We start from the raw sequence: 806 nt of genomic DNA, 5'->3' as shown, positions 1-806 counted from the left end.
AAAGGATGCGTGCTCCTCGCCAAAGCTTATCGCAGCTTGCCACGACCTTCATAAGTTAATCTTGAGCCTAGCCATCCCCCAGATGGCATAAAAATTACATAAATGCACAAAATTTCATCAAAGAAAAAAATTCTGATTTTTTTATATAGTTCCTATTTATAAAAGTTTTTAGCGACTATTAAATCGTTAAGATTTAACAATTCAAACAAAGCAAATCATTATCTTTAGTATTAAGTATTGTAAACCATTATTGCTATTCTCATTAAAATACACACTTATTCTAACTATTAGAATGTAAATTCTAAGTGTTTAAAATCTACTCCAGTTAGAAAGTGCCAGTAATGAACAATATTCTATTAGTTTTAATGCTTATACTGGATAGTACATATAAACGATAATTATTATTTTTTTTTTCTAAATATAATTTTTGGAAAAAAAAATCTTATCTCTTCACTTATCATCTGTTAAAATGTAAGCTGCACAAATATAATTATTAAAACATAAATACAATTGAAGTATTAGTTTTAAAATGGACCCACCGGGATTTGAACCCGGGGCCTCCGGCTTGCAAAGCCGGCGCTCTCCCAGTCTGAGCTACGGGCCCATAATAAATAACTAAATTTTTTTTGTTAAACACAAAAAAATTCTAGTAGAATTTTCCTTAAATTATTTTTATATGTTAGGAGGTGATCCAGCCGCAGGTTCCCCTACGGCTACCTTGTTACGACTTCACCCTCCTCAAAAAACCTAGATTCGACAATAGCATTTGACAACTACTGCCTCATCCAAACCCTTTTTGGGTGGTG

1 tRNA gene and 2 rRNA genes are annotated in these 806 nt (G+C 32.4%); all 3 read right to left on the bottom strand.

Annotation, left to right across the window (positions count from 1 at the left end):
* Positions 1 to 103 (bottom strand): 23S ribosomal RNA (locus MSCUN_RS05570); the annotation flags it as partial.
* Positions 104 to 530: 427 nt separating this feature from the next.
* A tRNA-Ala gene (locus MSCUN_RS05565) sits at positions 531 to 604 on the bottom strand.
* A gap of 77 nt (positions 605 to 681) precedes the next feature.
* Positions 682 to 806, bottom strand: a 16S ribosomal RNA gene (locus tag MSCUN_RS05560); the annotation flags it as partial.

This window comes from Methanosphaera cuniculi (assembly GCF_003149675.1).
Lineage (GTDB): Archaea > Methanobacteriota > Methanobacteria > Methanobacteriales > Methanobacteriaceae > Methanosphaera > Methanosphaera cuniculi.
This window is presented reverse-complemented; position numbering and strand designations above follow the sequence as displayed.